The organism is Limimaricola sp. G21655-S1, assembly GCF_027213785.1.
Classification (GTDB): Bacteria; Pseudomonadota; Alphaproteobacteria; order Rhodobacterales; family Rhodobacteraceae; genus Limimaricola.
This window is the reverse complement of sequence record NZ_JAPWGO010000344.1, coordinates 1-256: the sequence shown is the minus strand read 5'-3', so window position 1 is coordinate 256 and position 256 is coordinate 1. Positions and strand designations below refer to the sequence as shown.

At 67.2% G+C, this 256-nt stretch carries 1 pseudogene; it reads left to right on the top strand.

Features of this window, described 5'->3' with window-relative positions:
• Positions 1-247: pseudogene (locus O4G76_RS21015) on the top strand (hypothetical protein); the annotation flags it as partial.
• Between the last annotated feature and the right edge of the window lie 9 nt (positions 248-256).

Genomic DNA, 256 nt, shown 5'->3' with positions numbered 1-256 from the left:
GGTGATCCACGCCCGGCGCGACTGGCAGGTGCGGGCAAGCGAGGCCGACGCAATCCGCGCGGTCGTCCCGGCGGCGGCGTCAACGCTGCTGGATGGCTGCAACCACCATACGATCCTTGATGATCCACGCTTGTTTGACGCCGTGGCGGGGTTTGTCTTGCCGCGCGCCGCCCGTCCCACCGTCCGCCCTGCTCCCCGGAGGTCACAAAGACCGCTGGAGCCGATTGCGGGAGGGCAGATATGCTGAACCTTATTG